Genomic DNA, 26,189 nt, shown 5'->3' with positions numbered 1-26,189 from the left:
GGAGCATGCTCCGGTCCCGCCGGGTGAAGGGGACTCCTGATCCGTTACCAACGTATCCCCGGGTCACTTTTCCGGCGAGTTGGGCCAAGCGGGTGATCCAAGACGTCGGGCCACGGCGGGTTCCCGGGCGATGACCGCACCCACGGTGATGCAGAGGGCCACCACGACACAGAGTCCGATCAGCCACGACAACACGGTGAAGACCGCGCCCAGCGACCCGTACCGTTCCAGGCTGCGGTTGAGCGCGGCGGGCACGTACAGCTTCGCGATCACCGCCAGTGCGGTCACGGCGACCCCGGTGAGGAGCGCCCCGGGCAGCAGGGGCATCCAGGGGATGCGCGCGGCCAGCAGCAGGTGCTGGGTCCACCACCACACGGCCACCTCGACGGTCAGCAGGAGCGGCACGCCCAGCCAGGCACCGGCGCCGAACCCCTCCCGCAGCGGTCCCTGCAGAATGACGACGACGAGCCAGACCGCGATCCACACAGGCCATCTCCAGGCGGCGACCCGGGCGCCCGCGCTCGGCATCCGCCAGGCCCGTTGGCACAGTCGCTGCATCGCGCGGCTGCAGGCGGTGGCGGAGATCAGCACCATCAGCGCGCTGACGACTCCGGTGCTCTGCTGCAGATCGGCGGGGTTGGCCTGGTAGACCTTCTTCAGCTCCTGGTCCGAGGCGCCTTGGATGCCGAAAAGGTCGTGCACCGACGTGATGATCTGGTTGCGCACCCCCTGCGGGGCGAGAGAGGCGACCAGGAAGAGCAGGGGTACGGCGGTCAGGAAGGCCTGAGCCGCCAGCCGCGTCGCCGAGTCCAGCAGGTTCACCGCGATCAGGTGGGCGGTGAGGCGGGTGATCACCGGGAACCGCTCCTCGGCGGTGCTGCGCAGCCTCAGCAGCCGGGCCTTCAGATGTGCCGCCCGTTCGCGCCAACGGCTCTTTCCGCCGTCTGCGGGCGAGCCGGATTCTCTGTCTGCGCGCATGCTGCTCCCGCTGTCCGGTCCGGGCGTCACGCCCGGGGCGTGAACGCCTCACCAGAGTGCCGCCCGGGCGTCCGACGATGCCCGCGGCGCGTGCACGACTGTGCCGTACGGGTGAGGAGAGCGGTGACGGCGTTCCGGATGGCATCGGGGACTTGGGTCGAAGCATCTACCAGCCGACCGCCTGAGCCATGGGACGCCGGACGATCGCTCGTCTGCCGACTGCCGACTGCCGTCCGCCGTCGGCCGTCCGCCGCCGTCCGCCGTCCGCCGTCCGCCGTCACAGGATCGCGAGGGGGTTCACCGGGGAGCCGGTGGCCGCCGGCAGCCTGAGGGGAGCGATCACGCAGAGGAACGTCCAGCGGCCCTCCCGCGCGCAGACCGGTGCGAGGTCCTCGAACCGCAGGTAGTCGAGCAGATGCAGTCCCATCGCGTGGACGGCGAGCACATGCACCGGGAACGCGACCCCCTCCACCGGACTGGGGGCCGTGTCGCTGTTGCCGTCACTGCCGAGTACGGCCGCCTCTCGCGCGGCCAGGAACTCCATGGCGGTCGGGTGGAGTCCGGCGCGGGCGTCGGACACGTCCCAGGGCCCGAGTTCCTCACGGCGTCGGCGGTGTCCGACCCGGACGAGGACGATGTCGCCCCGGCCGACCCGGACCTCCTGCCGTGCCTCGGCCGCGGCGAGGTCCTCGGCCGTCACGCTCGTTCCTGGTTCGAGCCACGGGACGCCATGCAGCCGGGGGATGTCGAGCAGGACCCCGCGTCCGGCGATGCCGTCGTGGACCAGGTCGACGGAGAGCGCGTTCGCTCCGGCCGGGGACAGGGCGTCCGCCGCCGGTGCACCGCCGTGCAGGGTGCCGTCGTAGATGACGTGGCACAGCGCGTCCAGGTGGCTGTTCACGTCACCGTGGATGTTCATGGCGAAGCGGTCCCGCGCGAATTCCAGGCCGCTCGCCGCCGGTTCGGCGTCTGCCGGAGCCGTGAGCCGGTGCTCGGCCGGATCGGCGTCGTCAGGTCCGGGACGGGTGTTCACCGGGGCCGCGAGCGACACCGTACGTCCCGAGCGCACCTCGCGGACGGCCGCCAGCACCTGTTCCCCGGTGATCGTGTCCAGGGCACCCCTGGGAGTGCCACCGCCGGGGGCCGTGGCGCGCAGGCGGCGATACAGCGACCGGAAATCGGCCTCGCTCAGCTCGTCGGGCGTTCGCATACGCCCACTCTCCGACGGGCGCCGGACACCGGCATCCCGAGTTGCCGGGACCGGGGACCGCCGCGTTAATGGATGGACGCCTCGTCCTTGGCCGTAGGCCACCGCACCGAACCGCTCCGCGGAGGTCCGGATGGACATGATCCATGTCCGAGCGGTGTGTCCGCCGGACCTCACCGAACGCGCCATGGCCCTGCTGAGCGCCGAGACATGCGTGCTGAACCTGCATCTGCAGACGGGCCGGGTACGCCACCCCGAGGGCGACGCCATCGAGTGCGACGTGCTGACCGGAGCCGCCAACGAGGTGCTGCGCGGTCTGCGGGATCTCGGCCTTGAACACCGTGGCACCCTCGTCCTCGATCCGGTGGACACGGTGTTCTCGGACCTCGCGGCCAGGACCGGGGCCGAGGAACTCGGAGCCCGGCTGCGGGCGCCGGTGTGGGAGCAGGTGGAGGCCCGGATCCGGGCCGAGGGCAGGTACCCCCCGAGCTTCTACCTGTTCCTGGTCATCGCCGGGCTCATCGGCGCGGTGGGCATCATCACCAACTCGCAGATCCTCATCGTCGCGGCCATGGTGGTCGGGCCCGAGTACGGGGCCATCACCAGCATCGCGCTCGGGATCGACCACCGCGCCCGGCCGCGGATCGAGCAGGGCCTGATGGCGCTGCTCGTGGGCTTCCTGCTGGCCATTGCCGCGACCTTGCTCTTCTCCCTGTTGGTGCGGGGCTTCGGACTGCAGCCCAGGGCCTTCGAGCTGGGGCTCAGGCCGGTCTCGAGCCTGATAGACACCCCCAACTTCTTCTCCGCCGCGGTGGCGGTGCTGGCCGGGATCGTCGGCATCGTCTCCCTGGCCGAGGCCCGCACGAGCGCGCTGCTCGGTGTCTTCATCTCGGTCACCACGATTCCGGCGGCGGCGGACATCGGCGTCTCGTGTGCGTTCGCCAGCTGGAACGAGGCCCGGGGCTCACTGCTGCAGCTGCTGCTCAACATCGTCGTCCTGATCGTGGTCGGGACCGGCACACTCAAGTGTCAGCGGGCGATCTGGCGCCGGGTGAGCGCACGCCGACGCGAGCGGGCGGCCGGGCCGACGGCATAGGAGCGGTGCTCTCCTCGCCATCGGTGTCCACCAGGAAGTCTGCGGATCGCGGTGTCCACCAGGAAGTCCGCGGATCGCGACCGGCCGACCGCTTCAGCTGCCTGCGCGCCCCTCGCGGCATGGGACAGCGGCCCGCACCCGGCGGAGAAGCGCCGGAAGGCCGGCGGTGGCGTCCAGGGTCGTGCCCGGCTCGTCCGGTTGCAGCGGTTCCAACGTCGCGAACTGCGACTCGACCAGCCCGGCGGGCATGAAGTGACCGGTACGCCGGGACACCCTGTCCCATGCGGTGGCCCGGTCCAGGGCGAGATACAGACACCACAGCCCGGCACCGGCGGCCGACCGAAGTTCGTCGCGGTAGGCACGCTTGAGTGCCGAACAGGCGATGACCAGCCCCTCGTGGGCCTCGGCGGACCGACGGATGCGCTCGGCGAGGGCACGCAACCAGGGCTCACGGTCGGCGTCGTCCAAGGGATGGCCGGCGCTCATCTTGGCGATGTTCGCCGCCGGATGGAGGTCGTCGCCCTCGAGAAACGGCACTCCGAGCTGCTCGGCGACCGCCTTGCCGACGGTGGTCTTCCCGGAACCCGAGACGCCCAGGACCACCACGATCGGCGGACCGCAGGCGGTGGCGGTCACAGGTTCCCGGGTCCCGGTCACGGGCTCTCGGACTCGCGGCCGGGCGCCGTCTTCGGACCGGTCGGCTGCGGAGCCGCGAGTCCGGATCGCACCACGTCATTCATCACGACATCGCCTTCTGGGCCACTTCAGCGGGGTCAGCCGGTGCGGGCCTCCCGGCTCCTTCCGACACACAGCGCCCAGATGACGAAGGCGTCCACGGCGATCAGTACGACGGCCCAGACGGGGTAGTACGGCAGCCACATGAAGTTGGCGATCATCGACAGGCCCGCGAGCGCGACGCCGATCACGCGCGCCCACCATCGCTCCACCGAAGAGGGCGATGCCGGCGGCTACGACGAGGACGCCGAGGGCGAGGTGGATCCAGCCCCAACTCGTCAGGGAGAAGTCGTAGGTGTAGTTGCGAGTGGTGAGGAAGACGTCGTCCTCGGCGATGGCGGCGATGCCTTCGAATATCGCCATCGCCCCGCCGAAGATCATCATGACCCCGGCGAAAGCGGTCCAACCGGACGCCCACACTCCCCCGGTTCGGCGTTGGTGCATTCCCGCTGTAGTCATTTCCCGGATCCTCCAGCGTAGACCTCGCCACTGACCTGCAGCCGATCGGTGGCCCGTATTTCAGCTTGCCACGAGAATCGCCGACCGGCAGAACATGAGTGGGCGCATGCGGTGTTCCAGAATAGAAGAGACCGGCGCACCGAGAATTGTTTATTTGGCGGCTTACTTTCGCTCACCGGGTATGGGAAAGACGGGGTTCGGGCAGCCGACGGCCCTCCTACCCTTGCGGGCCCTCGCCGGCCCGTCCGCCCGGTGTCAGCAGGACGACCGTGTCCCCTGGCCGGGGCAGCGGTGTGCTGCCTGCCGTGACCGGATCGAGGCGGCCGTCCCGCCGCACGAGGAACAGCGGATCGCTGCCGGGCCGCACCTCGTCGGCGGGCTGCCCGAGCACGGCTGCCCCTTCCTCGTATCTGCGGGAGAACGTCGGCCAGGTCAGTTCCGGGCCGAACAGCACCTCGCCGCCGATGAACGGTGCCACCACGCCCTGGCTGTCGGCCGGTGCGTTCAGGCGGTGGACCGTACCCTCCACGCTTCCTCGCAGAAGCACCGCCGCCAATGCGTTGAAGTCGTCCTCGGCGGTGAGGAAGTACACCGCCGTGATGCCCTCCAGCTCGGCCGCCCCGCCCGTGGCAGCACCCAGCAGCTCACCGGGCGCGAGTTCGATCCCCGCCCTGCGGATACGGTCGCGTTGTTCCTCTTCCCCTGCCCACATCAGGACCTCCAGCCCTGCCGATTTCAGGGCCAGGCCCAGGTCGACCACCCAGGGGTCGCCCCCGACGAGCAAGGGCCGCGAGCGGGACGGGCGCACGACGCCCAGGCGCCGGGCGACGGGCGCGGCGGTCAGGCCGTAGAGCGTCACGGTCGCGACGATGACCACGAAGGTGGCCGGAAGGATCTTCGACGCGCCGCCGATCCCCTTGGCGACCAGGCCGGCCGAGAACGTCGAGGCCGTGGCGGCCGCGACGATGCCGCGCGGGGCCATCCAGCCGATGAAGCCCCGCTCGCCGCGCGTCAGGTCGGTGCCGAGGGTGGACACGGCCGCGACCAGTGGCCTGACGACCAGTACCAGGAAGGCGGCGAGCGCGAGCGCGGGCAGCCACACATGGCGCAGCGAGTGCGGGGTGACGGTGGCCGAGATGGAGATGAAGAGCAGACCGAGGATCAGGCTGACCAGGGTCTCGAAGAACGGCCGGCGTGCGGGTGCGCCCATGCCGGGGAGGTTGGCGACCGCCAGGCCCATCACCACGGCGGAGATGAGTCCCGTGTCGTCACGCAGCACATCGCAGAGCGCCGCCACACCGATCACCGCGGCAAGCTGCGCGGTGGTGCCGAGGACCTCGCCGAGCCGCAGTACCCGGAACAACAGCCACAGCAGAGCCGCCCCGACGGCTCCTCCGGCCGCTCCGATGCCCACGCTGGCCAGGAATTGTGCCGTCCCGCTGCCGAGATGGTGGCCCGAGCTCGCCAGGACCGCGTGGAAGACCAGTGCTCCCAGGACGCCACCGACCGGGTCGATGAGGGAGCCCTCCCAGATCAGGATGTGCTGGAGACGGTCCTTCGGTCGCACGAAGCTGAGCAGCGGTCCTACGACCGTCGGCCCCGAGACCACGAGGATCGCGCCGATCATGATGGCCGCACGTCGGGACATCCCCAGCAGCGGCTCGGCGAGGAGCGTGCCGAGCAGCCAGGTGATCAGGACACCGATCCAGATCAGCCGGACGACGACACGGCGGGTGTGGCCCTTCAGCCTCGTCAGGTCAAGGCCGAGGCCCGCGTCGTAGAGGATCACGGCGACGGCCAGCGACACCAGCGGTGAGAACGCCGCCCCGAGCAGCTGCTCGGGATCGACGTCGTCGATCAACGCGCCCGCGGCGAAGCCGACCGGCAGCAGCAGAATGAGGGCGGGGATGCGCAGGCGTCCGGCCAGGACCTGAGATCCGACGGCCAGGACGAGGATCAGGCCCACGCCGATGAGCACCTGGTCCGTTGTCACGAGTGGGCCTTTCGATGCGTGGTGGGACGAGTCGGTGCACGGTGCGTGCCGTGACGGAGGGTCAGTTGCCGTCCGGTGCGGCTCTCGTGCACGCGTCACCGCCTGGCTACGGGTTGTCCCCCGCTGCTCCGACGGCCCCGGTGTCCGCGTCGGTGAGCTCCTCCAGTTCGCCCATCGTGTCGAGCCGGTAGAGCAGTACCAGCGCCGGACCGACCAGGACGATCGCGATGGCGGTGACGATCAGCAGCCACCGCAGGGTGTGAGCGGCACCGGCCGCTTCGGCCACCGTCAGCGAGGTGGGCAGCGCATAGGGCCGCTGCGCGCAGCCCCAGGCGCCGACGGTCAGGGCGACACTCGCGACCGAGGTGTAGCGGGTCCAGCGGTGGGACCGGCGCAGCAGAAGCAGCACCGTCACCAGTCCGCAGACCGCGGCCAGGATGATCAGCAGCAGGCCCAGGCCTCCGGTGAGGCCGTCCCAGACGTACCGGGCGTCGTCGTGGGTGACGGGCAGGGCGATGAGCGCGAGGACCACCACGGCGCCGAAGGCGATCAGTGCCCGTACGCGGAAGTAGTCGACGAGATCGTGCGCGCCGAACCGCAGGGCGTCGGAGCAGAGGAAGACCGCCCCGAGGAACGCGGTGGCCGCGATGGCCAGCAGCCCCACGAGGACGGAGGTTCCATTGGCCCAGGCGTCCGCGGAGGCGGTCGTGCCGACCTTGACCCGGCCCGAGGCGATGCCGCCGAGCACCGCCCCCAGGAAGAACGGCGTCACCAGTGACGAGACGGCGAACATCGCCCCGTAGATCCGTCGTTGGGCCAGGCGTCGGGTCGGCTTGCGCAGGGCGAACCCGGCGCCGCGGAGCACCAGGCCGACGGCGGCGAGGGCGAGCGGCAGCCACATGGCGGAGAAGACGGCCTGGAACACCGTCGGGAAGCCGGTCCACATGATGACCAGGACGAAGATCAACCAGACGTTGTTGGCCTCCCAGACCGGTGCCATCGCGTGGTCGATGAGCCGGCGGGGCCGCTTGCCGCGCTCCGCGCCCCCGGCCAGGAGGTCCCAGAAGCCCGCGCCGTAGTCGGTGCCTCCGGCGCAGGCGTAGGCGGCGATCGCCAGCACCAGTACCCATGCGATGAATTCGGCCATTACGACGCACCGCCAGAGGTGTCGCCGGACCCGCCGTCGGGCGCGGCCCCGGCTGCTGCGGGTTCGGGCTCGCTCCGGGGCCCGTACGGGGTGTCGGCCTCCGGGTGCAGTCCGGCGCGCGCGGCGGCCGAGCCCTCGTCGGCGATGCGCCATCGGGTGCGCATCTTCAGGACGACGGCGACGAACGCGCCGAACACCAGCACGTACACGGCCATGACGATGCCGAGCATGGTCCAGAGCCCCGAGGCGTGGGTGCTGGTCACCGCCTCGGAGACCCGCATGTGGTGGTAGACGATCCAGGGCTGACGGCCGACCTCCGTGGTGATCCATCCGCACTCCACGGTGACCAGGCAGGCGACGCCCGCGAGGGCGGCGCAGCGGTAGAACCAGCGGCCACGGGGGTTGTCCCGGTGCCGCCACCAGGACCAGGCGTACCAGAGGGCGAGCAGGATGAGCAGGCTGCCGATGGTGACCATGATGTCGAAGGCCCAGTGGGCGATGGTGGCCTGGACGGCGGTGGGACGGTCGGCGGCCGGCACCGAGGTCAGTCCCGTCACCTGTGTGCTGGGTTTGAAGCCGGCGAGGATCGAGTCCAGCTGGGGGATCTTGAGTCCGCCGGAGATCGTCCCGTCACTGTTCAGCCGTCCGAACATGTACTCGGGCACATGGGTGTCGGTTTTCCAGACGATCTCCGTGGCGGCGAACTTGATCGGCTGCTTGTGGAAGACGGCGCGAGCGGCGGAGTCGCCGAGCATGAACTGGACCGGCGTGAGGATGGCGGCCACCGTGAACGGCAGGGTGAATCCGAGCCGGTGGTATCGGTCCCGGCGCCCGCGCAGCCAGCCGACCGCGTACACGCCGGCGACCACGTAGGCGGCGGTCAGGAGCATCGCGACGACGAAGTGCCAGTACTCCGGGCCGAAGATCGGCGTGAAGATCGCCTGCCGCACGTCGACGTGGATCGGCTTGCCCTGGGCGTCGAGGCGGAAGCCCTGGGGGGTGTTCATCCAGGAGTTGGCCGCGATGATGCCGAACGCCCCCATCAGGGCGGCCAGCGGCAACGGCACGGCCAGCCAGAAGTGCGTCCAGGGCTTGAGCCGGCGCCAGCCGTAGAGGTAGATCGCGATCAGCACGGCCTCCAGGAAGAACGCCCACGCCTCGACGCCGAACCCGAGGCCGAAGACGTCGCCCCAGCGGCCCATCATGCCGGGCCACAGCAGGCCGAACTCGAAGGACAGCACGGTGCCGGTGATGATGCCGATGGCGAACTGAACGGCCATCACCGCGGACCAGCGCCGGGCGAGCAGGAGAGCGACGGGATCGTTGCGACGCAGCCCCCGGTGGTGCATGAGCAGGGTGATGAACGGCAGTGCCACACCGAACGGGACCAGCAGGATGTGTGAGGCCAGGGTGAAGGCCATCAGCTCACGAGCCGGCAGGAGTTGGTCCGGCGTGTTCGCGAGAAGGACCGCTGTGCTGAACATGTGCGCCTCGGAGGTCTGCCCCGGATGAGCGGGTGGGGCTGGGGAAGGACAGGTCTATTGAGGGGGCGGCCCGGGGGCCGGAGCGTCGGTGTCGGTCAGGGTGAAGGCACGTTCGCGGCGCGATCCGGTGGCGAAGGCGACGGACCAGCTGAGCACCGCTCCCAGCCTGCTGCGGAAGCCGGTGAGGAACGCCAGGTGGATGAAGAGCCAGACGAGCCAGCCGGTGAACCCCGAGAGGTGCAGCGGGCCGGCCTTGACGACGGCCCGGCCGCGGGCGATGTAGGCGGCGCTGCCGAGATCCACGTACGTGAAGGGCTTCGGCTTCTTCGTCCTGCCTTCGACCTGGTGTCGCAGCATCCGGCCCGCGTAGGCGCCCGACTGCATGGCGACCTCGGCCAGGCCCGGCAGACGGTTCAGGCTCATCACGTCGCCCGTGACACGGATCTCGGGATGACCGGGGACGGTGAGGTCGGGTTCGACCAGGATGCGGCCGGCCCGGTCCTGTTTGGCACCGGTCGCACGGGCCAGGGCACCGGCGATCGGTGGCGCCTCGACGCCCGCCGTCCACAGCACGGTGCGCGCGCCGAACCAGGTCGTCGCGCCCTCGTGGTCTCGTACCGTCAGGCCGTGCGCGTCGATGTCGGTGACGATCGTGCCCAGATGGAGCTCCACACCGAGCCCCTGCAGGGTCCGGGCCGCACGATGCGCCAGTGCCGGGCCGAACGCGCCCAGCACGGCGTCGGACCCCTCGAAGAGCAGCACCCGTGCCTTGGCGGAGTCGATCTTCTGGAACTCCCGGTCGAGGGTGTGGCCGGCGATCTCCCGGATCTGCCCCGCGAGTTCCACACCGGTCGGCCCGCCACCGACGAGCGCGAAGGTGAGCCACCGCTCCCGTTCCCGCTCGTTCGCCGCCGTCTCGGCCATCTCGAACGCCCGGTAGATCCGTCGGCGGATGTCGAGCGCGTCGTCCAGGGTCTTCATGCCGGGGGCGTGCGCGGCGAACTCGTCGTGCCCGAAGTAGGACTGGCGCATGCCCACCGCGAGGATCAGTTCGTCGTACGGCAGCTCGAGGGCTCCGCCGTCGGGTCGCCGGGCGTGGACCAGCCGGGCGTCGGCGTCCACGTCGGTGGCCTCGGCGAGCACGCACCTCACGTTGTGGTGGCGTCGCAGGACCCCGCGCAGCGGCTGGGCGATCTGCCCCTCGGACAGGATCCCGGAGGCGCACTGGTACAGCAGCGGCTGGAAGAGGTGGTGGGCGCGGCGGTCGACCAGGGTCACCGCGACCGGTGACTTCCGCAGGGCACGGGCGGCGAACAGTCCGGCGAACCCCCCGCCGAGGATCACCACCCGGCGGGGCGTGACGTGATCCTGCATCAGGGATCAGCCTCCGGTGGCGAAGCCGGGGAAGAGCGTCATTCCGCCGTCGACGTAGAGGGTGCTGCCGACGACGTAGTCGAGCAGATCGGAGGCCATGGCGACGACGGCGTTGGCGATGTCGTCCGGATCGCCCACACGGCGGTACGGGATCAGGCGCAGCAGCTCGGCCTCGGCCTCGGGGGTGTCCCAGGCGTCGCGGTTGATCGGCGTGCGGATGGCACCGGGTGCGACGGCGTTGACCCTGATCCGCTTCGGTGCCAGCTCCTGGGCGAGGGTCTGCATCAGCATGCCCACCCCGCCCTTGGAGGAGGCGTAGTTCACGTGGCCCGCCCACGGGACGATCTGGTGGACCGAGCTCATGCAGATGATCTTTCCCGCCGAACGGGAGACCTCCTCCACCACACCGCGCCGGATGAACTCCTTGGCGGCCTCCCGCGCGCACAGGAACTGGCCGGTCAGGTTGACGTCGATGACCTTCTGCCACTGGGCGAGCGTCATCTCCGTCACGGCCGCGTCCCGCTGGAGGCCCGCGTTGGCCACCATGATGTCGATGGTGCCGAACTCCTCGACCATCCGCGCGACCATGGCGGTCACCTGGTCCTCGTCGGACACGTCGGCCTCGTGGGCGTAGGCGCGGACGCCGAAGCTCTCGATCTCCTTCACGACGTTCTCTGCCTCGTGCGCACCGACGACGTAGTTCACCACGACGTCCGCTCCGGCCCGGCCCAGGGCAACGGCGGTCGCCAGGCCGATGCCCGAGTTGGCCCCGGTCACCAGTGCCTTCTGGCCCTTGAGGAGCTGCGCGGACGTCGTCCCGCGGTTCTCGGCTTTCGTTGTCATCGCGATGTCTCCTTGGACGTCGTTTCGGACGGCACGCCCTCAGGATCGGGCGAGGCAAGACGTAGGCAGGGCCTCGGCCGGCCCGCCAGGACAGACACATGAGCCGTCGCACACCCGGCCTCAGACGAAAGCACCCCGCGCCGCGGACGGCGCCGACCGGCACACGGTGCCGCCGATTTCGGCGGGGCATGTCACACCGTCGGGCTACAGCCGCCCGGGGCCGTCGAGGGGCGTATTCGTAGCGGCCTGGAATCAGCAGTAAAATGCATGACAAATACATCAGGGGATTCTGATGGAACGGACAGCACCATGACTGCATCAATTGGCGCCGTACAGCAGTCCCAGTCCCACCCTGTTCAGCCGGGTGCCCCCGACGTGGACGCGGAAGACAAGAACGCCCGCGCGGCAGCCGATGCGGCCGTCGCACACAACGCCCTGGTGGTTGACGTATTCGGCAAGCACGTGGAACTGCCGCCGCCGGACCACCTCGCTTTTATGGCGGGGCTCGGCGTACTCGCCGCGCTGGAGATCATCGAATGGCCGGTGGCCCTTGCCATAACAATTGGGCACAAGCTTGCTCACAGCCACCATGGCCGCGCGCTGCGAGAATTCGGTAACGCACTGGAAGAGGTCTGAGGCCTCGGTGAGTGGTCACGAACGGAGCAACGGGCGAAACGACTGCGCCGGACCTGGTGCCGCGGCAGGCAACGTTTTCCCGGGCGAACGTTGCCTGTCGCGGCACTAGCGGGCGAGCGACCCGTTCTGGGCGTCGGACGCGGCCTGCCACGCCCGCGCGCCCGCCAGGGACGCCTCCTTGGCCTGTCGCCACTTCATGGCTGCCTGCTGCGAGGGCGGCACGTCCATCTCGCGGATCATGCGCCGGCCCGCCGAGAACACGGCGAAGGCCGCGACGCCCATGCCGGCGCACGCCACCGCGGCACCGGCCGCGGTGAGCATGGCGCCGGTCCTGATGAGCCGGGTGTCGATCTCGATCATCCGCTGAGACTGGCGGTAGTTCTGGTTCATGGCTCCACCTTCCAACGGGGGGAGCCGCCTCGCATCCCGGCCAACGGCCCGCACGGTCTCCCTCAGGTGCGGGTCCAGCGCTGGTTGCTGCCGTTCGAGCAGGTGTAGAGCTGGATCAGGGTGCCGTTGGCGGTGCCGGCCGCGACGGCGTCGAGGCAGAGGCCGGACTGGACGCCGACGATGGATCCGTCGGAGTTGAGGCGCCATTTCTGGTTGTCGGCACCCCAGCAGCTGTAGATCTGGACCTTGGTGCCGTTGCCGGTGCCGCCGGCGTCCAGGCACTTGTTGCCGTAGACCCTGAGCTCACCCGCGGCGGTGTACGTCCACTGCTGGTTGGTGGCGTTGTTGCAGTCCCACAGTTGCAGCTGGGTGCCGTCGGTGGTGCTGCCGCTGGGCACGTCCAGGCAGCGGCCCGACCCGACGCCCTTGATCGTTCCGGAACCCGTGGGGGGCGTGGAGGTGCCGCCGTTGAGTGCGTTGAGGACGGCGGTGTAGGCGGGCTTCTTGCTGCCGTCGCCGTTGAACAGCAGCGGCGTGTCCTGCGAACGCCAGGAGTCGGTGTCGCGCACGCCCCAGACGGTGATGCCGAGGCAGCGCGAGACGGCCAGGCAGTCGTTGGTCACGTTGGCGTAGGTCGTGGCCGAGGCACCCTGGATGTCGAGTTCGGTGATGGCCACGTCGACGCCGAGGGCGGCGAAGTTCTGCAGGGTGGTGCGGAAGTTGCTGTTGTACGGGCTGCCGCTGTTGAAGTGCGACTGGAAACCGACGCAGTCGATCGGCACGCCGCGCTGCTTGAAGTCCCGGACCATGGCGTACATGGCCTGGGTCTTGGCCCAGGTCCAGTCCTCGACGTTGTAGTCGTTGTAGCAGAGCTTGGCGGCCGGGTCGGCGGCGCGCGCGGTGCGGAAGGCGACCTCGATCCAGTCGTTGCCGGTGCGCTGCAGGTTGGAGTCGCGCCGGGCTCCCGAACTGCCGTCGGCGAAGGCCTCGTTCACGACGTCCCACTGGGCGATCTTGCCCTTGTAGTGGGCCATCACGCCGTTGATGTGGTCGATCATGGCCTGGCGCAGCGTGCTGCCGCTGAGGCTCTGCATCCAGCCGGGCTGCTGGGAGTGCCAGGCCAGGGTGTGTCCGCGCACCTGCTTGCCGTTCTGCACGGCCCAGTTGTAGACGCGGTCACCGGCGGTGAAGTTGAACTGGCCCCGCTGCGGTTCGGTGGCGTCGATCTTCATCTCGTTCTCGGGCGTCACCATGGTGAACTCACGGCCCGCGATCGTCGTGTACGCCGAGTCGCCCAGTCTGCCCGAGGCGATGGCGGTGCCGAAGTAGCGGCCGCTCTGCGCCGCCGCGGCACCGAGCGTGTTCTCGGCGGCGTGTGCGTTCGGTGGCGCGACCAGTGCGGCGACCGCACCGAGGGCGCCGACGACCAGCGCCAACAGCAGGACGTGGATCTTCCGGCGGGCTACCGGTCTGGGAAGGGCATACGAGCCCATGACTGTGCCTCCAAGGTCGACATCAGGGAAGGACTGAAGCGAGGGGGAACTCGGTCATGGGACCGGGATGCTGATGGATCGTCAATACTCCCCGCAGAAAAAGTTTCCGCTCATTGACCGAAACATTCGTAAGCCCGGTGAGCCGGGTGAGGTGCTGTTTATGGACAGATCGGTGACAGACCTTGACCGGCGAGCCCCGCATTCCTAGCTTGTGGCGTCGAAGTATCCGGGATTTCTTCGAAACTTTCGATACCGCCCCCGGCCCCCCAAAGGAGGCCCTCTGATGTGGTTTCGCCACCCGTCCCCGGTCCGTCTCAGACGCTTACTGGCCGTCCTCGCGCCCTTGCTGCTCGTGGCTGCCTTCCTCGGTGCCCAGCCCGCCGGCGCGGCGGCGACCATTGACACCAGCGCCTCGTACGTGCTGGTCAACCGCAACAGCGGCAAGGCCCTGGACGTCTACAACCTGGCGACCGACGACGGCGCCCGCATCACCCAGTGGTCCAGGAACGATCAGGCCCAGCAGCAGTGGCAGTTCGTCGATGCCGGGGGCGGTTACTACCGCATCAGGTCCCGCCACTCGGGCAAGGTACTGGACGTCTACAACTGGTCCACCGCGAACGGCGGCGCGATCGTCCAGTGGGCCGACCTGAACGCCACCAACCAGCAGTGGCGGCTCGCCGACAGCTCGGACGGCTACGTGCGGTTCATCTCGCGCCACAGCAACAAGGCCCTCGAAGTGCAGGGCGCCTCCACCGCCGACAGTGCGAACATCGTCCAGTACGACGACTGGGGCGGCACCAACCAGCAGTGGCAACTCGTCAAGGTCGGCGGCGACACCTCCGGCCCGTGCGACCTTCCGTCGACCTACCGCTGGACATCAACGGGCGCTCTGGCGCAGCCCAAGCCGGGCTGGGTCTCGCTCAAGGACTTCACCGTCGTCCCTTACAACGGCAGGCAACTCGTCTATGCGACGACGCACGACACGGGGACGAGTTGGGGTTCGATGAACTTCGGCCTGTTCACCAATTGGTCGGAGATGGCCTCGGCAAGCCAGAACACGATGTCGTCCTCCACCGTCGCGCCCACGCTCTTCTACTTCGCGCCGAAGAACATCTGGGTGCTCGCCTACCAGTGGGGCGGGACCGCCTTCTCCTACCGGACGTCGAGCGACCCCACCAACCCGAATGGCTGGTCATCCCCGCAGGTACTGTTCTCCGGAAGCATCTCCGGTTCCGGAACCGGACCGATCGACCAGACGCTCATCGGGGACGGGACGAACATGTACCTGTTCTTCGCCGGTGACAACGGCAAGATCTACCGGGCCAGTATGCCGATCGGGAACTTCCCGGGCAGCTTCGGCTCGTCGTACACGACGGTCATGAGCGATACGACGAACAACCTGTTCGAAGCCCCGCAGGTCTACAAGCTGCAGGGCCAGAACCGCTACCTCATGATCGTCGAGGCGATCGGCTCGCAGGGCCGCTACTTCCGCTCGTTCACGGCCACGAGTCTGAACGGCTCATGGACACCCCAGGCCGCGACCGAGAGCAATCCCTTCGCCGGCAAGGCCAACAGTGGCGCCACCTGGACCAACGACATCAGCCATGGCGAACTGATCCGCACCGGCGCCGATCAGACCATGACCGTCGATCCCTGCAATCTGCAGTTGCTCTACCAGGGCCGCAGCCCCAGCTCCGGCGGTGACTACGGCCTCCTGCCCTACCGTCCGGGTCTGCTGACACTGCAGCGCTGACGGCGTGGCGGGCTCGGCGGAAGGCCGGGCCCGCCCGGGTCACGCGACCAAGCCGGGCTCCGGTGAACGCCGGTCCGGTCGGCCCGAGGGCCACCGGATACAGTGCGTGAGACGGCAGCCTGGTCAGGGAGAAGAAGCGTGACCGATACCAGCAACACCCGACCCGCCGACAGTGAAGCGCAGGCTCCGCGGCAGAGCCGACTGCTCCGCCTGATGCGCTACCTGCCCCTGATCGCCCCCGTCCTGCTGTGGACCGTGCCCTGCTGGGTGCTCCTGTACGCGGGCCAGCACTGGCCGCTGCCCGTCACCCTGGTCGGCACCGCCCTGTTCGCCCTCGGCCTGGTCGGTATGCCGCTCGCGATGATGCGCGGACACGGCCGGCGCCAGCAGGACCGCGCGGCGATCGTCGGTGACACCCTGCTGGGCGGCAGCTGGGTCCTGTTCACCTGGTCCGTTCTCCTCGGCGTCCTGCTGCGGCTCGCGCTGACCGTGGCCGGCGTCGGCGAGGGCCAGGACCGGGCCCGCATCGTCTCGTGGGCCGTCCTCGGCACTACCGCCGTCCTGCTCGCCTGGGGATACGCCGAGGCCCGCCGCGTGCCGCGCGTGCGCCGACTCGACGTGCAACTCCCCCGGCTGGGTGCAGGGTTGGACGGCCTCCGCGTCGTCCTCATCACCGACACGCACTACGGCCCGCTCGACCGCGCCCGGTGGTCGGCGCGGGTGTGCGAGACGGTGAACACTCTGGAGGCCGACCTGGTCTGTCACACCGGCGACATCGCGGACGGCACGGCCGAACGCCGCCGCGCCCAGGCCGTCCCCCTCGGTACCGTGCAGGCCAGCCGGGCCCGTGTGTACGTCACCGGCAACCACGAGTACTACAGCGAGGCCCAGGGCTGGGTCGACCTGATGGGCGAGCTGGGCTGGGAGCCGCTGCGCAACCGCCATCTGCTGCTCGAACGCGGAGGCGACACCCTCGTGGTCGCCGGCGTGGACGACGTCACCGCCGAGTCCTCCAGTCTGGCAGGCCACCGCGCCCACCTCGCCGGAGCCCTGAACGGCGCCGACCTAGACCTCCCCGTCCTGCTCCTGGCGCACCAGCCCAAGTTCGTCGACCGGGCGGCGGCCGCCGGCATCGACCTCCAGCTCTCCGGGCACACCCACGGCGGCCAGATCTGGCCCTTCCACCACCTGGTCCGCATCGACCAGCCCGCCCTCGCCGGCCTCAGCCGCCACGGCGCCCGCACCCTCCTCTACACCAGCCGCGGCACCGGCTTCTGGGGGCCGCCGTTCCGCGTCTTCGCCCCCAGTGAGATCACCCTGCTGGTCCTCCGCTCCCCGGAGCACTGAGTTCGCAGGTCAGCGGCGCGGAGCCGGGTTCACGTCGGCGTACACCAGGTGGTGGTCCGAGACCGCGTTCGGATGTACACGCTGCTTGAGCGCAACGTAGCCCCGCAGGAACACGTAGTCGAACTTGCTCTGCCAGTCGGTGGTCGGCTCGCAGGCGCCGGTCGGCGAAGGATGGCACTGCGGGTCGGCGTCCTTGGCCAGGGCCCACATCCTGGTGAGTTCGGAGGCGTCCGGTACCGCGTTGAAGTCGCCGATGACGATCGCGCGGTCGTGCCGGGCGACCTCTTTGACGAGTACGCCGACCTGGTCCGCCCGGACCGCCTCCTGACGTCGTTCGGCGAGGTGGGTGTTGAAGACCCTGACCTGGCGGCCGCCCACCGTGGTGGTGACCGCCATGTAGCCACGGTCCTCGGAGCCGCCGTTGGGATATTCCTCGGTGACGACGTCGGTCATCGGGGCCGCCGAGAGGATCGCCTCGCCGTAGCCGCCCGGGTTCCAGGGCGCTCCCCCGCAACGGCCCCAGCTCTGGAGAACCGCCCCGTACTCGACGCGGTAGACGAGCCCGTGGAGGTTCTCCAGATACTCCCGGATCTTCTCGACGTCACCCACGCACGCTTCCTGCAGGCCGATGACCTGGGGCGCGAACGTGGCGATCTCCGCCGCCCGGTCGTCGTTGCCCGTCTCGCAGGGGTTGCACAGGTTCCACGTCATGACCCGGTTCGGTACGACGTCCCGGCCGGCTTTGTCGGGCAGCGATCTGGCGTCGAGGGCACCGCTCGGTGCGCTGGGACCCGAGAGCACCATCCAGGCCACGATCATGGCGCCCACGAGCAACCACGTGCCCTTTCCGAGCACCATTGCCTCCTCGACGTGGATCCACTGGGCAACTGACGCCCGCGTGAACGATTTTATGGGACGGGGCTCACTCCTCGTCGCGCAGCCGGGCGGCCAGGGAGGTCAGGGTCTCGGTCTCCTCGGTGTAACCCAGGCCGGTCAGGTGGGCGACCGCCGCGTCGAGGCGGGTGAGGGCGGGGGCCGGGCGTTTCAGGTAGAGGCCCTCCACGGCGCCCGCGAGGCGGACGCACTCGGCCCACTCTCCGGCCCGGTCGTCCTCCGGTCCGAGCTCGCCGAGCAGGGTCAGGGCCTTCTCCAGGGCGGTCAGTGCGTCCTCGTACGCGCCCGCGTAGGCGTTGACCCGCCCGTGCTCGTAGGCCAGGGCGCTGTCCAGGGAGCGGCCACGGGCCTCGTACCCGGCGGCGCGGGCCTCGTCGGCGACCCGGCCGGCGTCGGCGAGGAAGGCGAGGGCGTCGGCCAGACCCTCGGCGCCCTGCTGCTGGGCCTGGAGGCGGGCGAGTTCGCGCAGGGAGTTGCTGAGCAGCTCGTAGCGCGGGTCCCGGGCATGGGCGGCGATCGCCTGGTCCGCGGCCTCACGAGCCGGGCCGAACTCGCCGGACTCGCCGAGGAGTACGGCCGTCTCCGCGGCGATCATGGCGTGGCTGCCCGGGTCGTCGTCCCAGCCGGCCGACTCGGCCGCGAGCGCGGCGAACTCCGCCGTGGCGGCCTTGAGGTCCTCACCCGCGCGCAGTGCGCGGGCCCGGGTCAGGCGCAGTTGCGCGGCGAGGCGGTCGTCCAACTCCCCTGCGGCGACGTCCGGTTCGGCCAGCAGGGAGTCGAGCAGGGCGATGCAGTCCTCGACGCGGCCGAGGTCGAGGCTGAGCTGGGCCGCGTTGCCGTAGGTGCAGAACGCGTCGATCCGGCTGCCGTGGCGAAGGTCCGCGTCCGCCGAACGCGTCAGGTGCCGCAACGCCTCCTCGGGACGACCCAGGTGCATGCAGGCCTCGGCCAGATCGCCGTGCAGGCGGGTGGTGTCGACCGTGTCGGCCGGCCAGTCGGCGGCCAGTCGCAGACCTTCGGCGAGGTTCGCGTACGCGGCCTCGGGCTCCCGGAGGGCGAGCTGGAGCCGGCCGCGCAGTCCGAGGGTGCGGGGCAGGTGCCAGGCGGGGCCGTGTGCCTTCAGCCGGTCGAGGAGGGCGTCGATCTCGGTGACGGCGGCGGGCAGGTCGCCGGAGATGGCGTGGGTGCTGGCCCGCAGCAGCAGGGCGCCGGAGATCTGTCCGGCGAGGTCGTGCCGGGACGCGAAGGCGTGCAGCAGCTCCGTCTCGGCGAAGACCGGTGCGACGTGCTCCTTGCTTCCCGTCGTCTGCAGGCGCAGGCCGAGCGCGGTCGCCCGCAGCCGCAACAGGCGGGCCTCCAGGTAAGGAGCGAGGCCGGCTGTCTCCTCGTGCAGGCGGACCACGGACGCGTGGGCGGCGGTCAGCGCGGCCGCCTTCGCCACGGTTCCGTCCGCGTCCCCGGTGGGGATCTGGGCGGTGGCGAGCAGGGCGCCGGCGCGGGCGGCTGCCGCGTGACCGGGCTCGGAGGCGTCGTCGTAGAGGGCCGCGGCCTCCTCGTTGAGCGCGGCGGCTTCGGCGAAGTCGTCCTTGTTGGCCGCCGAGGTCGCCTCGTCGGCCAGCAGGTCGGCGCGCAGCCGGACCAGCGGGCCCACGGCGGGGTCGTCGGGGTGGGTGTAGTCGCGGGCGGCGACGAGCGTGCGCAGCCGCGCGAGACAGGCCTGGGCGTCCGGATGCCCCTGTTCCTCCAACTTCCTTGCCTGGAGGATGAGTTCGGGCAGCGCGTCGGGAACGGCGGCGGCCGTACGGGAGGCGGGCGCGGCGATGGGGGCGGCCGGGGCGACATCGTCGAGGCTGCGGGTGCGCAGGGTCAGTTCCAGCGCGTCGAGGAGGGGTGCCCGGTCGAGGCGGGCCCGGCGGCGGTCGGTGTGGGTCGGGGTTCCGTTGCGGGCGTCGAAGCGGGCGGCGAGGTCGTCCGCGCGGCCCCGTACCTCGGCGCGCAGCCCGGACACGGTCCAGGTGCGGCCGGCGTATCCGGTGGCGGGCAGCTCGCCGTGGCCGAGGTGCTCGACGCGCTGCAGGAGAACCTCGACGCCGGTGAGGAAGTCGAGCTGGTCCAGGGGCGAGCCGACCTCGTCGAACAGGTTCCGGTTCTCGGCGAGCAGCTCCAGGCCGCGGGCCTCGTTGCCGGTCAGCGCGCAGAACTCCAGGTGCCGGCCGACCTCCCCGGACATCGCGGGGTTGCGGCGGCAGCCGCGGTACCCGACGAGGTGCAGTTCGCGGGCCCGGTCGGCGTGGCCGGTGCGCAGCAGGGGCAGCAGTGCGTACGACAGCGAGCGGGCCGGCTCCTCCTGGCAGGACTCCTTGCCGTTCAGGACGGGCTCCCAGGTGCGCAGCGCCCGTTCGTCGTCGCCGGCCGTGAGGTGGAACAGCGCGCGCTCGCAGATCTCGCAGGCCTCGCAGTCGCTGAGCCGGGTGCGGGTGCGGCCCGCCCACAATTCGTAGGCGAGCGCGGTGTCCTCGCCGACGTGGGCGGCGAGTTGATACGCCTGGCTGTAGTAGGGCTGGAGGCCGAGACCGGCCTTCTCGTAGCGGTCGCGCATCTCCGTCAGCCACTGGCGCAGGCTGGCCAGCGGTATCTCGGGCAGCTGACGCAGGGCGTGGCCCACCCACTTGAACCGCCAGAACACCATGTGGCGCAGTCGCTCGTCGAAGACGTCGGGCTGCTCGTCGAAGAGGGTGAGCAGACGGGCGAAGACGACGGGCGACTTACGGGGTTCGGAGCCGTAGGTGTACGCCTCCTGGAGTTCGAGGAGGGCGTGGATCAGCGGTACGGGCTCCTCGAACTGCTCGGCGGCGTCGACGAGTTCCTCGGCCGTGACGGTGCGGGTCCGGCCGTAGGGACGCTCGTCGTTGTCCTGGAGCGCCTGGTACAGCTCGTCGGTGGTCTGGATCGTGGTGGGCATCGTCAGCTGTCCTTGCGGAGGGCGTGGGCGAGGAGGTCGAGGAAGGAGCGGTTGATGAGGCTCGACTCGGCGGGCCTGAGCGGGCGCCGGGACAGCATCGCGGCCTGCCCGTAGAGGGCTTCGGCGCTGGTGCGGGCCAGCTCGGGCTCGTCGATGGTGACCGCGGTGCGCACCAGCGGGTTGAGCTGGTTCAGGATCAGCTGGGCCCGCGGGGCCTCCTGGCGCAGGGCGCCGAGGATGTCGCCCCACACGCCGCCCTGCTGCTCGCGGGCGAGCTGGGAGCGGGTGCGTTCGTGCCGGGCCTCGCGGCTGTCGAGGAGGAGGGCGGGGGCGGAGGCCGGCTGGAAGGTACGCAGCGCGACATCGCAGTCGAAGACGGCGAGGGCGTCGCGGGCCTGGGCGAGATAGGCCGCGGCGGCCAGCTCGGTCTCCCGGTCGACGGGGTCGAGGTGGGCGGTGAGGGTCCCCGGGTCGAGGTCGGCGACGCTGACCTCGGGCCTGATCTCGGGCAGCCGGTGGACCAGTTCGCGGTCGTAGGTGTAGCCGCCGTTGACGACGCCGAGCCCGGCGGCCGAGGCGATCGCGGCGACCTGGCGGAACTCCTCCACGCTCGAGGTCACGAGGACGGTGCGGTGGGTGCGCGCGAACTCGTCGAGGGTGGCGTGTCCGTCGGTGGTCTCGAACGGCAGCCAGGGCAGCAGCATCCGCATGATCTCGTCGTCGTGCACCGCGAGCGACTTCACGGCCAGGTGGTGAACCTGGAGGAAACGGCCGAGCAGTTCGGGATCGCTGGCGGCGGACCGGGCGATCCACGCGCGCAGGCGCTCGGCGAGGGCGTCGCGTACGGCGGCGAGGGTGTCGTCCTCGTACAGGGACTCGCGGGACGCGGTCGGGCGCAGGCTCTCGGCGTCGATGACACAGCGGACGAAGAACGCCCAGTCGGGCAGGATCTCCTCGGCCTGCTCGGACAGCAGCATGCCTTTGACGTGGACGCGGTGGCCGTGGCGGCGCCCGGCCGGTACCGCCTCGGGCAGCACGCAGGCGATGCCCTTGAGGCCCACGGCCGGCAGGTCCAGCTCGATGGTGTCCAGCGGCGTGAACCCGAAGACCTCCTCGCCGTAGGCGGCCAGGGCGCGGGAGCGGGCTCCGGGGGTCGGGTGGGTGCGCGCCCAGGGTGCGGGCTCGGGGTTGACGGGTGGTCCCACGGACGCGCCCGGCCCGCCCGGGGCGCCGGTGCCGCCTGTGCCGTCGTCGAAGGTCACCGGATGGCGCAGCAGGGAGCCGAAGTGCCGGGCCAGCGCGTGCACCTGGGCCGGGCGGGTCCATTCGCCCGCGTCGGCGCGGGGCGTCAGCGTGACGGTGGTGCCGGGCCGGGGGCGGGCGGAGGCGGGCAGGGTGCGGACGGTGTAGCTGCCGTCGCCGCGTCCGCGCCATTCCACGGCGGGGGCGTCGGGGGTGCGGGCGGAGCGGCTCACGACGTGGATCTCGTCCGCGACCAGGAAGCAGGAGAGCAGACCGATGCCGAACTGGCCGATGAAATCGGCGCGTTGCTCGGCGATCTGGTCCGTCCGCTTGCTGCTGCGGCCGATCGTGGCGAGGAAGGTGTGCACGTCCGCCTCGGTGAGACCGACGCCGTCGTCCTCGACGCGGACCACCGAACCGTCGGCGTACAGGCGAATGCCGAAGGCGTCGGCGGGGGCGCCCGGTTCGAGGCCGTGGCGGGCGGTCAGCGCGTCCACCGCGTTCTGCAGGAGTTCGCGCAGGTAGACGCGGGGGCTGGAGTAGAGGTGGTGGGAGAGGAGGTCGACGAGGCCGCGCAGGTCCACCTGGAAGGTGCGGTCGGTGCTGGCGTGGTCGGCGGAGTCGTGGCGCAGAGGCATGGGGCAGTCCGGGGAGAAGAGAACGGCGGGGGTGGGTGATGGTCCGGCCGGGACGGGCGGGAACCGTGCGGCCTTCGGCTCAGAAGGCCTTGCGGAAGCGTGCGTAGGCTTTCTGGGGGTCCGCCATGAAGGTCCACGGCCACTCGGTGAAGACACCGTCCAGTTCGCGGAAGACATTGGAGGCCTTGCTGCTGCCCGCCAGCGAAAGGGCCATGGCGAAGATGTTGTAGTCGCCCTGCCAGCCCAGACGGCGTTCGTACGAGTGGTGCAGGATGCTGCGCTCCGCGGCCTCCCTCAGCTCGGTCCGGATCCGCGGGTCTTGCAGACAGTCACGGTTGTCGGACTCCACCCACTCCTCGATGTGCGCCATGGCGATCACACAGCCGAGGCGGTGCCCGTCGGGCGCGCCGGCGAAGGCCTCGCGGGCGAACGTCAGGGCCTGGCCGGGCTCGCCACCCCACCGGGGCTGCAACTGGGACACCCACTCGATGTGGGTCTCCAGGTCCAGCGGGTCGCGGCGCAGGGCGGCGTCGCACCGGGTCTCGTTCACGGCCGGGCCCAGGGACATGCCACGGCCGGAGGTGAGCAGACGGCGCCACGGGGTGACCCAGTCCGGCCGCAGCTCGGCGGCCTCGAGCAGTTGTTCCTCGGCGATCTCGAGTCGCTCGTGGAAGATCCGCCACTGCTCCTGCGTGACGTTCACGGCACGTGCGGAGGTGCGGGCCTCCCAGCCCCAACTGATGTGGCGCGCCCCGGATATCAGCAGGGCCGTGGCCCGGTGCTCCTTGTCCTCCTCGACGGCCCGCCCGATCCAGTCCTGCAGGCCGTCCAACTCGGCGAGCTCGCTCAGCACCGCGTGGTCACGGCCGAGATCGAAGGGAGCCAGGGCCGCCTTGACCGCCTCCCAGTCACCGGCGTCGGCCGCCTCCACCAGCGCGAGCACCCGCGTGTCGCCCAGGGCGCGCAGCCGGTACGTCCCGTTCTTCTGTCCGCGCGGGACGGGCAGGGCGTACGGATTCGCCCCCGGTCTCTCCGCATCCTTTCCGAACAGCTTGCCGAACATGCCGCGCCCTCCCCTGGTCCCGCGTGATCGTCCGGTGCAGCATAAGCGGCCCCACTGACAGCGCTTCCACCGGGTTTTCACCGGCACTTCACCGGTTCGGGTTCCGTCCGGGGCCGCTGAGCTGCTGGGTCACCATCGGGTTACCAGGTCACGGAAAAGTGCGTTCTTCCATGTCAGCGGCTGCTCTCTTACGGTTTCCCAGTAACCACAAGAGACTACGGGCCTGCAGCGCCCGACGATGGAGGCACAGAAGATGGCCATCACCTTGCTGAATCCCGGCGGACTGCCGGAGATCGACGTCTACCGGCAGGTGTCGATCGCGTCCGGTACGAAGCTGGTCTTCGTCGCCGGGCAGGTCTCCTGGGACGCCCAGGGCCGCACGGTCGGTGAGGGCGACCTCGCCGCGCAGGTCGAGCAGTCCTACCTCAACGTCGGCACGGCTCTGGCCGAAGCCGGCGGTTCCTTCGACGACGTGGCGAAGCTGACCTTCTACGTCGTCGACTGGACCCCCGACAAGATGCCCCCGCTCCTGGAAGGGATCTCCCGGGCAGCCGCGAAGCTGGGGGTCACCCCGACCCCGCCGGCCACGCTGATAGGCGTCGCGGCACTGGACGTCCCCGACCACCTGGTCGAGATCGAGGCCACCGCGGTCCTCGACTGAGCGAGTCCCTCATCCCTGCCCGACCGGTCTCACCGGCCTTCCCGTTGTGCGTGTGCCTCGGCGAGGAGGAGGTAGGCGGCCGCCGTCCACGTGTAGGCGCGGTCGCGCAGGCCCGTGCCGGTCAGTGCGTCGAAGTTCTCCGCGAAGCCGTGCTCCTCGCACAGAACACGGAAGCGGGCGCTGATCTCGTCCGCCAGCCGGTGGTGGCCGCCGCGCCGCAGGCCGTCCTCGACGAGGACCGTGGCGGGGGCCCAGATCGGGCCGCGCCAGTAGCCGTCGGCGAGGTAGTGCGGCGAGGCCGGCAGCTCGGTGGCCAGGCCGTACGGGGTCAGATGGGCCTCGATACGGCCGGCCAGCACCTCGCCGATCTCGGGCGGGAGGTGCTCGCCCAGCACCACGGGCATCAGGTCGAGCAGACTGGAGGTGCCCCAGGTGTCGCCGGTGTCGACGCCCCGGGCGACGAACCGGTCGCCCGTCCAGAGCTGGTCGAGCATCGCCTGCTGCGTCTCCTCGGCGGCCCGCGTCCACCGCCGGGCGTCGTCCGGTCTCTCCAAATGCTTTGCCAGATCGGCGAGTTCATGCAGTTGGAGGGTGAGGAAGGCGGCGAGGTCCGCGGTGACGACCACGCGTTCGGGGTCGAAGGTGGTGGCGTTGTCCCAGCCGCTGTCGTTGCCGTGCTGGTAGTGCGGCAGGGCGGCGCCGGGGGCACGGCGGGCGGTGAGCCAGAACTCCGTCCAGCGTTCCAGCCTGTCGTATGTCCCGGTCAGTTCCTCCCGCTCCAACGGCGTGGGCAGCCGGCGCCGCAGATGGCCGAACGCCCAGCCGTGGATGGGCGGTTTGACGAAGTTGTGGAGCACCTCGGAGTGGGTGACCGAGTCGGGCAGCGCCCCGGTCTCGTCCTGGTGGTCGAAGGGCAGCTGGAACTGGTCCCGGGCCAGTTCGGGGCAACCGGGGGCCAGGGCAAGGGCGTTGAAGCAGTGGTCCCAGCTCCACACCTTGTCCATCCAGTGCTTGGACATCAGGACGCCGGGCCGGGTGAGCAGACCGGCCGGGCGTACGGTCGCCGACCAGAGGACGTAGGCGGCGAGTTCGGCGGCCGGGGTGGCGGCCGAGCGCCAGGGTGCCACGGTGTCGACGAAGTCCGCGAAGGAGTTCCGCGCGGCCTCGACGACCTTGCCGAAGGCCGCCGTCGGCGCGTAGGGAGGGCGGGCGGTGTCGAGTTCCTCGACCGCGATCTCCCAGCCGCCGTCCGCGTCGGCGACGGTGACACCGCGGTCGGCGCTGCCCAGGGCCTGGCTGCCGAGCACGGCGGCCACCGTGCCGGAGAGCACCGAGACACGGTACCGCCGGCCGGTCTCGTACGACGTGAACACGTAGGCGTCGGCGGCCGGTTCGCGGTAGAAGTACGTGCCGCTGAACGGGGTCAGGGTCCGGGCCGCCGCCGAGATCCGCAGCGGCACGCCCGCACCGCGCAGTCGTACGGTGTCCGGCGACTCGTAGGCGAGATCGATGCGCCCGGCCGTACCGGTCCAGCTGAGCAGGCCCGGTGTCGCCTCGACACGCGTCTCGGCCCGCTCGCCGGTCACGGGGTCGAGCGGCACGAGGCTCAGGACGGCGTGCATGCCGTTCTGGTGGGAGACGAGGTGGAGGTCCTCGGCGTACGTCTTCTCCGCCACCACGGGGGAGATGCCGAACCAGGATCCGTAGGTGCTGAACGGGATGTCGTGGACGGAGAAGGCCGGGCCGGAGCGGTCGGCGGTCATGAAAAGGCACTCGTTTCTCGAGCAGGGATCG

General features: G+C 70.5%; 20 protein-coding genes and 1 pseudogene. 5 read left to right on the top strand and 16 right to left on the bottom strand.

From position 1 onward, the window contains the following. Window positions 1–63: 63 nt before the first annotated feature. Together ACIBJB_RS20515 and ACIBJB_RS20510 are read right to left on the bottom strand one after the other, a co-directional pair. The gene (locus tag ACIBJB_RS20515) at window positions 64–978 is read right to left on the bottom strand and encodes a YhjD/YihY/BrkB family envelope integrity protein (protein WP_398932433.1); all 915 of its coding nucleotides are present in this window, start codon (window positions 976–978) and stop codon (window positions 64–66) included. A gap of 277 nt (window positions 979–1,255) precedes the next feature. Beyond that, window positions 1,256–2,188, bottom strand: coding sequence for a cyclase family protein (locus ACIBJB_RS20510; RefSeq protein ID WP_398932431.1), 933 nt, complete (start codon window positions 2,186–2,188; stop codon window positions 1,256–1,258). Between the two features lie 130 nt (window positions 2,189–2,318). Here ACIBJB_RS20510 and ACIBJB_RS20505 point away from each other — a divergent pair, with 130 nt between their 5' ends. Further along, on the top strand, window positions 2,319–3,281 hold the full coding sequence (locus ACIBJB_RS20505; RefSeq protein WP_398932429.1) for a DUF389 domain-containing protein: 963 nt from the start codon (window positions 2,319–2,321) through the stop codon (window positions 3,279–3,281). Between the two features lie 93 nt (window positions 3,282–3,374). On the opposite strand, the gene ACIBJB_RS20500 is transcribed toward ACIBJB_RS20505, so the two are convergent. The 7 genes and pseudogenes from ACIBJB_RS20500 to ACIBJB_RS20470 form a co-directional block, all read right to left on the bottom strand. Then, window positions 3,375–3,917 (bottom strand): gluconokinase, encoded by a 543-nt coding sequence (locus ACIBJB_RS20500; RefSeq protein WP_398932427.1) that lies wholly within the window; start codon window positions 3,915–3,917, stop codon window positions 3,375–3,377. A gap of 137 nt (window positions 3,918–4,054) precedes the next feature. Next, a pseudogene (locus ACIBJB_RS20495) lies at window positions 4,055–4,475 on the bottom strand (hypothetical protein). 217 nt (window positions 4,476–4,692) lie between these two features. Next, window positions 4,693–6,468, bottom strand: a complete 1,776-nt coding sequence (locus ACIBJB_RS20490; RefSeq protein ID WP_398932425.1) for a cation:proton antiporter — start codon at window positions 6,466–6,468, stop codon at window positions 4,693–4,695. 106 nt (window positions 6,469–6,574) lie between these two features. After that, window positions 6,575–7,615 carry a cytochrome d ubiquinol oxidase subunit II gene (locus ACIBJB_RS20485; RefSeq protein ID WP_398932423.1) on the bottom strand — a complete coding sequence of 347 codons (1,041 nt, stop codon included), beginning with the start codon at window positions 7,613–7,615 and terminating at the stop codon, window positions 6,575–6,577. Continuing rightward, the gene (locus tag ACIBJB_RS20480; protein WP_398932421.1) at window positions 7,615–9,099 is read right to left on the bottom strand and encodes a cytochrome ubiquinol oxidase subunit I; all 1,485 of its coding nucleotides are present in this window, start codon (window positions 9,097–9,099) and stop codon (window positions 7,615–7,617) included. The genes ACIBJB_RS20485 and ACIBJB_RS20480 overlap by 1 nt, the downstream gene beginning before the upstream one ends. A 54-nt stretch (window positions 9,100–9,153) precedes the next feature. Further along, entirely contained in the window at window positions 9,154–10,473 is a 1,320-nt protein-coding gene (locus ACIBJB_RS20475) for an NAD(P)/FAD-dependent oxidoreductase (RefSeq protein ID WP_398932419.1), read from the bottom strand. A 6-nt stretch (window positions 10,474–10,479) separates the two neighbouring features. Then, the gene (locus ACIBJB_RS20470) at window positions 10,480–11,316 is read right to left on the bottom strand and encodes an SDR family oxidoreductase (protein ID WP_398932417.1); all 837 of its coding nucleotides are present in this window, start codon (window positions 11,314–11,316) and stop codon (window positions 10,480–10,482) included. Window positions 11,317–11,691: 375 nt separating this feature from the next. Here ACIBJB_RS20470 and ACIBJB_RS20465 point away from each other — a divergent pair, with 375 nt between their 5' ends. Then, the gene (locus ACIBJB_RS20465) at window positions 11,692–11,952 is read left to right on the top strand and encodes a hypothetical protein (protein WP_398932415.1); all 261 of its coding nucleotides are present in this window, start codon (window positions 11,692–11,694) and stop codon (window positions 11,950–11,952) included. 105 nt (window positions 11,953–12,057) lie between these two features. On the opposite strand, the gene ACIBJB_RS20460 is transcribed toward ACIBJB_RS20465, so the two are convergent. Together ACIBJB_RS20460 and ACIBJB_RS20455 are read right to left on the bottom strand one after the other, a co-directional pair. Beyond that, window positions 12,058–12,342: a hypothetical protein gene (locus ACIBJB_RS20460; protein WP_398932412.1), complete on the bottom strand. Its 285-nt coding sequence runs from the start codon at window positions 12,340–12,342 to the stop codon at window positions 12,058–12,060. Between the two features lie 62 nt (window positions 12,343–12,404). Continuing rightward, window positions 12,405–13,835, bottom strand: coding sequence for an endo-1,4-beta-xylanase (locus ACIBJB_RS20455; protein WP_398932410.1), 1,431 nt, complete (start codon window positions 13,833–13,835; stop codon window positions 12,405–12,407). A gap of 283 nt (window positions 13,836–14,118) precedes the next feature. Between ACIBJB_RS20455 and ACIBJB_RS20450 the strand changes: the two genes are divergently transcribed. Beyond that, on the top strand, window positions 14,119–15,588 hold the full coding sequence (locus tag ACIBJB_RS20450) for a non-reducing end alpha-L-arabinofuranosidase family hydrolase (RefSeq protein ID WP_398932408.1): 1,470 nt from the start codon (window positions 14,119–14,121) through the stop codon (window positions 15,586–15,588). 138 nt (window positions 15,589–15,726) lie between these two features. After that, window positions 15,727–16,935, top strand: a complete 1,209-nt coding sequence (locus ACIBJB_RS20445) for a metallophosphoesterase (RefSeq protein ID WP_398932406.1) — start codon at window positions 15,727–15,729, stop codon at window positions 16,933–16,935. Between the two features lie 9 nt (window positions 16,936–16,944). Here ACIBJB_RS20445 and ACIBJB_RS20440 read toward each other — a convergent pair whose 3' ends face one another. The 4 genes from ACIBJB_RS20440 to ACIBJB_RS20425 all read right to left on the bottom strand — a co-directional run bounded on the left by ACIBJB_RS20440 (window position 16,945) and on the right by ACIBJB_RS20425 (window position 23,734). Then, a complete protein-coding gene (locus ACIBJB_RS20440; RefSeq protein WP_398932404.1) occupies window positions 16,945–17,793 on the bottom strand; it encodes an endonuclease/exonuclease/phosphatase family protein in 849 nt (282 codons plus the stop codon). A gap of 64 nt (window positions 17,794–17,857) precedes the next feature. Beyond that, window positions 17,858–20,791, bottom strand: a complete 2,934-nt coding sequence (locus tag ACIBJB_RS20435) for a hypothetical protein (protein WP_398932402.1) — start codon at window positions 20,789–20,791, stop codon at window positions 17,858–17,860. A 2-nt stretch (window positions 20,792–20,793) separates the two neighbouring features. Continuing rightward, window positions 20,794–22,671 carry an HSP90 family protein gene (locus ACIBJB_RS20430; protein ID WP_398932400.1) on the bottom strand — a complete coding sequence of 626 codons (1,878 nt, stop codon included), beginning with the start codon at window positions 22,669–22,671 and terminating at the stop codon, window positions 20,794–20,796. A 79-nt stretch (window positions 22,672–22,750) separates the two neighbouring features. Next, window positions 22,751–23,734 carry a hypothetical protein gene (locus ACIBJB_RS20425; protein WP_398932398.1) on the bottom strand — a complete coding sequence of 328 codons (984 nt, stop codon included), beginning with the start codon at window positions 23,732–23,734 and terminating at the stop codon, window positions 22,751–22,753. Window positions 23,735–23,987: 253 nt separating this feature from the next. Here ACIBJB_RS20425 and ACIBJB_RS20420 point away from each other — a divergent pair, with 253 nt between their 5' ends. Beyond that, the gene (locus tag ACIBJB_RS20420) at window positions 23,988–24,395 is read left to right on the top strand and encodes a RidA family protein (protein ID WP_398932396.1); all 408 of its coding nucleotides are present in this window, start codon (window positions 23,988–23,990) and stop codon (window positions 24,393–24,395) included. 29 nt (window positions 24,396–24,424) lie between these two features. Here ACIBJB_RS20420 and ACIBJB_RS20415 read toward each other — a convergent pair whose 3' ends face one another. Then, complete coding sequence (locus tag ACIBJB_RS20415; RefSeq protein ID WP_398932395.1) at window positions 24,425–26,158, bottom strand: amylo-alpha-1,6-glucosidase; 1,734 nt, start codon at window positions 26,156–26,158, stop codon at window positions 24,425–24,427. Window positions 26,159–26,189 lie beyond the last annotated feature (31 nt).

This window comes from Streptomyces sp. NPDC050759, from assembly GCF_044456945.1.
In the GTDB taxonomy this organism is placed as follows: Bacteria; Actinomycetota; Actinomycetes; order Streptomycetales; family Streptomycetaceae; genus Streptomyces.
This window is presented reverse-complemented; position numbering and strand designations above follow the sequence as displayed.